Origin of the sequence: Clostridium sp. 1001270J_160509_D11 (assembly GCF_015667935.1) — a bacterium.
Taxonomy (GTDB): Bacteria; Bacillota; Clostridia; order Peptostreptococcales; family Peptostreptococcaceae; genus Intestinibacter.
The window spans coordinates 22,142-30,527 of record NZ_JADPET010000015.1 but is presented as its reverse complement, the minus strand read 5'-3'; the positions used below and the strand labels follow the sequence as shown (position 1 = coordinate 30,527).

Sequence of the window (8,386 nt, the reverse complement as noted above, 5' to 3'; positions counted from 1 at the left end):
TACTGTAACATGAACATAAACTTATGAGCTATTTTTTTATCCATTTTTAAGTGTTGCACTTAATATGATAATTCATCATATAAAAAAAGATGCCCAGAAAATCAATTCCAGGCACCCTCATATTACAATCTAAATTCCTTAACCTCGTCTCTCTCACTCTCGCTTAAATTACCCAAATGATACTTTATAGTCTCTCCCTCTATAGTAAGTTCTTTATTTAAGTCCATAAGCGGCACAAGCACGAAGGCTCTTTCTTTTATTCTTGGATGTGGGATTAGAAGTTTTTCTTCTGTAGATACTACGTCGTTGTAAAAAAGTACGTCTATATCTATTGTTCTAGGTCCCCATCTTATAACTCTTACACGATCTAATTTATTTTCTATTTCTTGGCATAGACTTAGAAGGTCGTATGGAGCTAGGTTTGTTTCTATTTCGACACACATATTTAAAAAATCAGCTTGTTCTGTATATCCCCACGCTTTAGTTTCGTAAAGGTTTGATTTTTTAAGAGATATTATATTTTCGTTTTGCTCTAATAAATCGCATGCCTTATTTAGATAGTCAAGTCTATCTCCCATATTTGTCCCAAGTCCTAAGTAAGCTCTATTCATCTTTTGCCCTTTTTATCTCGACACCGAAGTAATCGTATATTCCAGGTACTGGAGCTTCTGGCTTTTTAACTCTGACCATTATTCCTTTTAAAAGGTCGAATTTATTTAAAACTTCTTCTGCTATATTTTCTGCTAATGCTTCTAATAAATTAAATCGTTTATTTTCTACTATTTCTTTTACTAATTCATAAACATCTGCATAGCTTACAGATTTGTTCATATCGTCAGTTTGACCAGCTTCTCTTGTATCTAGGTAAAGCTCCATATCTATAAAGAACTTTTGTCCTAAAGTAGCTTCTTCTTTTAAAACACCATGATACCCGTAAAATCCTAAGTTATTCATCAATATTTTATCCATATTACACCTCGCTAATTATATTGATTGTTTGTTATTTTCTATACATTGCATCAGCTACCATTGCAGCTTCTTTGTTTTCTTTTACATCATGAACTCTTACTATATCAACACCATCTCTAACACCAAGCACAGTAGTCGCTACAGTTGCGTTTACTCTTTCTTTTGGAGTAGAACCTTCTAGTATCTTTCCTAAAACTGATTTTCTAGATGTTCCAAGTAATATTGGATATCCTAAATCTCTAAGTTCACCTAATCTATTTAAAACTTCTATATTTTGTTCATAAGTTTTACCAAATCCTATACCTGGATCTAGTACTATTTTTTCTTTTTTGACACCTGCTTCAAGCGCCATGTCTATGCTTTTTTGTAAAAACTCTTTTATTGATTCTATTATGTCTTTGTCGTATGTTGTTCCTTCTTGATTGTGCATTATACAAACTTCACCGTCGTATTTTGCAACTACGTCTGCCATTTTACCATCGTAAGTTAAGCCCCAAACGTCGTTTACCATGTCTACACCTAGTTTTAAAGCTTCTTCTGCAACTTCACTTTTATAAGTGTCTATTGATATTGGAACGTCTATCTCTTCTTTTAGTCTCTTTATAACTGGAACTATTCTAGATATCTCTTCTTCTGCTGATACAAATTTATGCCCAGGTCTTGTAGATTCTCCGCCTAAATCTATCATATCTGCACCTAAATTAATCATTTCTTTTGCGTGATTTACAGCTATGTCTACGTTTGTAAAATCTCCACCATCAGAAAAACTGTCTGGTGTTACATTTAATATTCCCATTATATATGTTTTTTTCCCGTAATCTAACATTTTTTTCTCCTCTTAAAAATTTCTATTTATTTAATTGTAGTATTTTTCAAGTTAAATAGTATTATATAATTTAAAATTTCTATATATAATTTTATCTAAACTGCATTAAAAGTTATACCCACTAAAAAATAGTGAATATAACTTTTAAAAATGTAGTATTATCTTATAAGTTTATTAAAGCCATAGCTTCACTTCTAGCTAGTGCATCATTTTCAAATACACCTCTAACAGCAGAAGTTACAGTTTTTGAACCTGGTTTTTTAACTCCACGCATAGTCATACACATATGCTCAGCTTCTACAACTACCATAACTCCATAAGGTCTTAATTCTTCCATTATTATGTTTGCTGTATCTTTAGTTATTCTTTCTTGTAATTGTGGTCTTTTTGCTATTGTCTCTATAACTCTAGCTAATTTAGATAAACCAGTTAATCTTCCGTCTTTTGGTATATAAACCACGTGAGCTTTTCCGAAGAATGGAACTAAATGATGTTCACAACTTGAGTAGAATGGTATATCTTTTACAACAACCATTTCTTCATGTTTTTCATCTGCAAATAATACTTTTAAATGTTCTCTTGGATCTTGGTGTAATCCACAGAATATTTCTTCGTACATTCTAGCAACTCTATCAGGAGTTCCAACTAACCCTTCTCTGTCTGGATCTTCTCCGATTGCTTCTAATATATCTCTAACTGCTTTTCTTATTTTTGCTTGATCTACTGCCATACTTCTACCTCCAAATTTCTAAGGGCATTATTTTATATACTTATATATTTTTAATAGCACTTCATATTTGTTAAAAGATTCATTTTTTAATATATCGTATATATTTTTATATATTCAGGTTTACCTGTATTTATATTTGTGATTACACTATAAAAATTAGCATTATTGTTTTTAAATGCGTCATAATCAAATAAATCCAATTGATTCGGTATTATATCATAAAGCATCTCTGCCCCAAATAAATCGCCAGTTTTTATTAAACTTCTAACACTACAGTATCTTTTATCTTGTAAATAATTGACATTTACACGAAATGCTCTTTTATTTTGTTTTGATAAATAACTGCAAAGATGGCATGCTCCTGCAGAAACGCCATAATTATTTGTACAATATAAGTCTTTTTCCATAAAAAAATCAAGTACTCCAGCGGCATAAACACCTCTCATACCGCCTCCTTCTACCACAAGACCTGCTTTAATCACTTCTACCCCTTCTTTCTAATTTATGTATATTTATATATTATAACAAAGATTTTGTATATTACTACCATAGAAGTTTTATTTATTATATGTTATCTTATTTATGGAGGTGGATTATGGATAAAAAATTAGTAGAAGTCGTAGCAGCAGTTATTGAAAATGAAAACAATGAAATATTATGTGCCCTTAGATCCCCTATAATGGTTCTTCCTAATATGTGGGAGTTTCCTGGAGGTAAAATTGAAAAAGGTGAAAGTGAGCATGAGGCTATCGAGCGCGAAATAAAAGAAGAATTAAAATGCTCAGTTAAAGCTACTGAAATCATCGGTAAAAATATACATGAATATGAAAATATCATAGTGAGTTTAACTGCACTAAAATGTATTTTAGTAGAAGGAGAACCTATAGCAGATGAACATTCTAAGTTGATTTATCTAAAAAAAGAAAATTTAAAATCACTTGTTTGGGCCCCTGCAGATATACCACTAGTAGATAAAGTTATAAATTCAAATAAATAAAGGTCAGTTTATTTTAAACTGACCTTTATTTTATCTCTATACATTTAAATTTCTTATAACTAATAAATATCCATCTTCTACTGTTATATTACATTCATCTTCTAACATAACATTTGAAATCCCTAGTGGTGATAAATATGAAACCCTAGCTTTTTTTAGAGGATATTCTAATTTTTCTAAAGTTACATTAATAGCATCTTGCTTAAGCGCTAATATAGAAAGTGTATCCCCTTTTTTTCCTTTTATGACTTTTGTATTATTGTGTATAATAAACATCTCTTCTTCACTAGTCAATATTTTAGGTTCAATATCCATTTCTAATACATAATACATAAGCCCTATGTTAGATAATGCATGGTCTATACGACCGCCTAAAGCTCCAATAAAATGTATTTCTGTAGCATTTAATGTTTTTGCTAAATATATGCATATTTCTGCGTCTGTTTCATCTTTATGAGTTGGAAACTTTTTAAATATTATATTTTTATCTTCATAATATTTTATTAATTTATCATTAATAGAATCCAAATCACCTATAACATAATTCGGTAGTATATCCATTTTGTATAAGTGATTACATCCACCATCTGCACCTATAATATAATCGTAGTTTTGATTTTTAATTATATTTTTTGTTTTATTGTAGTCGTTGATACTTCCATTTAATACTATACAAACTTTCACTTTTAATCACCCTACTTACTAGCATTTTCTCTAAGTGATTTAACAGCTTCGTCTATATCACCTGCATTAAATATAGCAGAACCAGCTACGATTACATTAGCACCAGCATTTACAACTTCAGATATATTTGATGGCTTAACTCCTCCATCTACTTCTATATCTATATCAAGTCCCATTTCATCAATTAATGCTCTTAATTCTTTTATCTTTTTTGTTACTACTGGTATATATGATTGTCCACCAAATCCTGGATTTACAGACATTAAAAGTACCATATCTACATCTTCTAATACGTATTTTATAGTTTCTATCGGTGTAGCAGGATTTAAAGCAACTCCCGCTTTTACTCCATGTGATTTTATATTTTGAATAGTTCTGTGAAGATGTGTACACGCTTCTTGATGAACTACTATTATATCACATCCAGCATCTGCAAATTCTTTTATATAGTTGTCTGGATTTTCTATCATAAGATGTGCATCAAATACCATGTTGACATCTTTTCTTAGCGATTTAACTATAGCCGGTCCTAAAGTTATATTTGGCACAAAATGCCCATCCATAACATCTATATGTAGATATTCACACCCTGCTTTCTCTACTTTTTTTACGTCTTCTAGTAACCTTGCAAAATCCGCTGATAAAATCGATGGTGCTAATTTAATCATATCTAATATCTCCTCTTCCCTTGTCTAATTTCATTTAATAATTGTATATAACTTTCATATCTTTCTTTTGGTATTTCTCCATTTTCGACAGCTTCTTTAACTGCACAATTTGGTTCATTCTGATGTATACATCTTGATCCAAATTTACAATCATCGTAATTGTCAAATTCGATAAAATAGTCTTTTAAGTCTACATCTTCTATATCGTCAAGTGTTAAAGAACTGAACCCTGGAGTATCTGCAACCATACCACCAAACTCTAATTCAAATAATTCAGCATGTCTTGTTGTATGTTTACCTCTTTTTATCTTATCACTGACATCACCAGTTTTTAGCTTAAAGTTCTTATCTATTTCGTTTAATAAACTAGATTTTCCTACTCCTGATGGTCCTGCAAAAACAACTGTATTGTCTTTTAATTCTTCTTTTACTTTGTCGATATTTTTCTTTTCTAAATTACTAACCCCTATAACCTTATATCCACAAGGTTCATAGATATTTTTTATTTTTTCAAAAGTATTGTCATCATCTAAATCTATTTTTGTAAGTATTATTACAATTTCTAAATTTTCTCTCTCTGCAAGAACTATAAATCTATCTAATAAAGATAAATGAGGCGTTGGATTTTTAACAGCAAATACTATTAATGCCTTATTTACATTAGCAATAGGAGGTCTAACAAGTTCTGTTTCTCTCTCTGCTATTTCTTCTACTACACCTTTTTTATTTTCTTCATCTACTACACTTATTTTTACAAAATCTCCAACTAAAGGCGTTATTTTATTTTTTCTAAAAATTCCTCTAGCTCTACATTCATACAGACCATTATCTGTATCTACGTAATAAAAGCCTCCAATACCTTTTATTATCCTACCTTCTATCATTAAAGCCCTCCTAAAATTTTTAATTATTTGGTTTAAATACTCCTAAACCCAATAATCACCTTTTCTTATACTAGCATTTTGTTGAGATTCAGTATTCCCACTACTACCATTATTGTCAGTATTACCACTATCTCCTGGGTTATTTGGGTTATTATTATCTCCTGGATTATCTGTATTACTGTCATTATTATCTCCTGAGTTATCTGAATTATTGTTATCTCCTGAGTTATTTTGATTATTGTCGTCTGGTTTAGTTGTATTATCTTCTGGTTTTTTACCTTTACTTATAACTAAATCAACTGTTGTATTTTGCATTACGCCATTTGTTCCAGAGGAAGGATTTTGCCAAATTACAACTCCTTCTTCATACGAATCGCTGTATTCATAACTTCTAGAACCAACTTTTAAATTATTTGATTCTATAAGTTTTTTAGCTTTTTCATATGACATACCTACACAATTTGGTACAGTTGCAGCCTTTCCACCTAAACTTACAACTACATTTATAGTATCTCCAGTTTGTACTTTTCCCATTTGTGGACTTTGAGATATTATATATCCAGCCTTAACCTCTGTATTGTATTCTTCTGTAGTTTGTATGTTTAATCCTAATTTAGCTGCTTGCTTATTAGCATCATCAATTGATATTCCAACAAAATTAGGCACATCAAAAGATTCTACTTGACCGTTGCTACTTGTATTGTTATTAAGGAAAGCATTTATAGCTAGCTTACCTCCAAATAACGCTACTACAACAACTGCTAAAGCTATAACTCCTATTATTATTTTTTTAGTGTTGTTGCGTTTTTTCTTTTTAGCTTTCTTGCTTACATTATTTTTATTACTTTTTCTTACTGGCTTTTGCTCTTCGTAATAATCTTCTTCATCTTCGTATTCATCTGAATAGTCTTCTAAATCTTCTTCATAATAGTTTCTATTTGTGTTATATCTTTTAGATTTTGCAAGTAATTTATCTTGATCTATTTTTTGAGTCACATAATTGTCGTACTCTTTTATAAAATCTAAATCTATATTTTTTTCTATGTAATCTATATCTTCTATTACTTCTTCTGCACTTTGGTATCTATCTTCAGGAGATTTTTCAGTCATCTTGCTTATTAAAGTTCTTATGCTGTGAGGTATTTTAGTCTTTTCTTCTTGTGTAAATTCAATTTCTTCATTTATATGTTGAAGTGCAATTGAAATTGGACTATCACCTCTAAATGGTACTCTTCCGATTAACATCTCATACAATACTATACCTAGAGAGTATAAGTCTGCATTATTAGCAACTGGCTGACCTTTTGCTTGTTCTGGTGAGAAATAATGCACAGAACCAATTATACTTCCTATATTAGTAATTGTTGAATTTGAAACAGCTTTAGCTATACCAAAGTCCGCAACTTTAACTTGTCTATCTTCATTAGAAATCAATATATTATGAGGTTTTATATCTCTATGAATTACGCCCTTTTTATGAGCAGCGCTCAGTGCTTGAGCTATTTGCTTTGTAATATCAAGAGCAGTATATTCATCTAAAACACCTTCGTTTTTTATTATTTCTTTTAGATTTTGTCCATCTACATATTCCATTACTATATAGTGAACTTTCCCCTCTTGACCTACATCATATACATTCACTATATTAGGATGTGTTATATTAGCAACGGCTTCTGCTTCTCTTTTAAATTTCGCTAAAAAGTCCTTATCATCGACAAACTCTGGCCTCAAAACTTTAACAGCTACAATTCTATTTAAAAGCTTATCTTTTGCTTGATATACAAAAGCCATTCCCCCATCGCCAATTTTCTTAATAATTTGATATCTATTACCTAAAATTGTTTGTTCCACATTATCACCGTCCTAACTTTGCTCAATTAATATAACAGATGTATTATCTTTGCCAGATACATCATTTGCAAATTCTATTAAGTTATTAGTTATTACATTTATATTATCATCACTTGTCAAAATCTCTTCTATCTTTTCATCTAAAACATATCCTGTAAGTCCATCTGTAGCCATTAAAATTTTATCATGAGGCTTTAGCTTTTTTCTAAATATATCTACTATAACCATTTCATCTGTTCCCATAGCTCTAGTTATATGGTTTCTTATTGGATGTGTCATAGCTTCTTCTTCTGATATAATATTCATCCTTACTAAATCTTCTACTACAGAGTGATCTATTGTTATTCGTTTTAGCTCTTCATCTCTCATTATATAACATCTGCTATCACCGACATTGGCTACATACATATCATCGTTATATATTACTACAGTGACAAGAGTCGTCCCCATACCATTAAATGATTCATCTTCTTTGGATTTTTCAAGTATGCTATAATTTACTTGATTGTATGCTTGTTTTATAATGTCATCAAAATAGTCTATTTTTATATTTCCTGATTGAGATAAACTTTCAGATAAAAATTCAATAATGCCATTTACAGCCATTAGACTAGCGACTTCACCTTTATTGTGACCTCCCATGCCGTCAGCCAAGGCAAATATGCCTATTTTTGTTTCATCATCTTTACATATGATTTTTGCATCTACAAAATCTTCGTTATTTTTTCTAACTTTGCCTATATCAGACGCTAAACTAAAAATCATATTGTTACCCCC

11 protein-coding genes are annotated in these 8,386 nt (G+C 30.4%); 1 reads left to right on the top strand and 10 read right to left on the bottom strand.

Annotated features, from left to right (window positions below):
* Nucleotides 1-122: 122 nt before the first annotated feature.
* The 5 genes from folK to I4U58_RS03045 all read right to left on the bottom strand — a co-directional run bounded on the left by folK (nucleotide 123) and on the right by I4U58_RS03045 (nucleotide 3,007).
* Nucleotides 123-611 carry a 2-amino-4-hydroxy-6-hydroxymethyldihydropteridine diphosphokinase gene (folK, locus tag I4U58_RS03065; protein WP_195929575.1) on the bottom strand — a complete coding sequence of 163 codons (489 nt, stop codon included), beginning with the start codon at nucleotides 609-611 and terminating at the stop codon, nucleotides 123-125.
* On the bottom strand, nucleotides 604-969 hold the full coding sequence (folB, locus tag I4U58_RS03060) for a dihydroneopterin aldolase (RefSeq protein WP_195929574.1): 366 nt from the start codon (nucleotides 967-969) through the stop codon (nucleotides 604-606). Before folB ends, folK begins: the two co-directional genes overlap by 8 nt.
* A 31-nt stretch (nucleotides 970-1,000) precedes the next feature.
* Entirely contained in the window at nucleotides 1,001-1,795 is a 795-nt protein-coding gene (gene folP, locus I4U58_RS03055; RefSeq protein ID WP_195929573.1) for a dihydropteroate synthase, read from the bottom strand.
* A 163-nt stretch (nucleotides 1,796-1,958) separates the two neighbouring features.
* Nucleotides 1,959-2,525, bottom strand: a complete 567-nt coding sequence (gene folE, locus I4U58_RS03050) for a GTP cyclohydrolase I FolE (RefSeq protein ID WP_195929572.1) — start codon at nucleotides 2,523-2,525, stop codon at nucleotides 1,959-1,961.
* Nucleotides 2,526-2,611: 86 nt separating this feature from the next.
* A complete protein-coding gene (locus I4U58_RS03045; RefSeq protein WP_347708157.1) occupies nucleotides 2,612-3,007 on the bottom strand; it encodes a patatin-like phospholipase family protein in 396 nt (131 codons plus the stop codon).
* 113 nt (nucleotides 3,008-3,120) lie between these two features.
* Between I4U58_RS03045 and I4U58_RS03040 the strand changes: the two genes are divergently transcribed.
* The gene (locus I4U58_RS03040; protein ID WP_243269541.1) at nucleotides 3,121-3,522 is read left to right on the top strand and encodes a (deoxy)nucleoside triphosphate pyrophosphohydrolase; all 402 of its coding nucleotides are present in this window, start codon (nucleotides 3,121-3,123) and stop codon (nucleotides 3,520-3,522) included.
* 36 nt (nucleotides 3,523-3,558) lie between these two features.
* Here I4U58_RS03040 and I4U58_RS03035 read toward each other — a convergent pair whose 3' ends face one another.
* Genes I4U58_RS03035 through I4U58_RS03015 form a run of 5 tightly spaced genes read right to left on the bottom strand, consistent with a single transcriptional unit; the run spans nucleotide 3,559 to nucleotide 8,374 of the window.
* On the bottom strand, nucleotides 3,559-4,206 hold the full coding sequence (locus tag I4U58_RS03035) for a thiamine diphosphokinase (RefSeq protein WP_195929570.1): 648 nt from the start codon (nucleotides 4,204-4,206) through the stop codon (nucleotides 3,559-3,561).
* Between the two features lie 11 nt (nucleotides 4,207-4,217).
* Complete coding sequence (rpe, locus tag I4U58_RS03030; protein ID WP_195929569.1) at nucleotides 4,218-4,874, bottom strand: ribulose-phosphate 3-epimerase; 657 nt, start codon at nucleotides 4,872-4,874, stop codon at nucleotides 4,218-4,220.
* A 2-nt stretch (nucleotides 4,875-4,876) separates the two neighbouring features.
* Nucleotides 4,877-5,758: a ribosome small subunit-dependent GTPase A gene (gene rsgA / locus I4U58_RS03025; RefSeq protein ID WP_195929568.1), complete on the bottom strand. Its 882-nt coding sequence runs from the start codon at nucleotides 5,756-5,758 to the stop codon at nucleotides 4,877-4,879.
* 42 nt (nucleotides 5,759-5,800) lie between these two features.
* Entirely contained in the window at nucleotides 5,801-7,609 is a 1,809-nt protein-coding gene (gene pknB, locus I4U58_RS03020) for a Stk1 family PASTA domain-containing Ser/Thr kinase (protein ID WP_195929567.1), read from the bottom strand.
* 12 nt (nucleotides 7,610-7,621) lie between these two features.
* Nucleotides 7,622-8,374, bottom strand: coding sequence for a Stp1/IreP family PP2C-type Ser/Thr phosphatase (locus I4U58_RS03015; RefSeq protein ID WP_195929566.1), 753 nt, complete (start codon nucleotides 8,372-8,374; stop codon nucleotides 7,622-7,624).
* Between the last annotated feature and the right edge of the window lie 12 nt (nucleotides 8,375-8,386).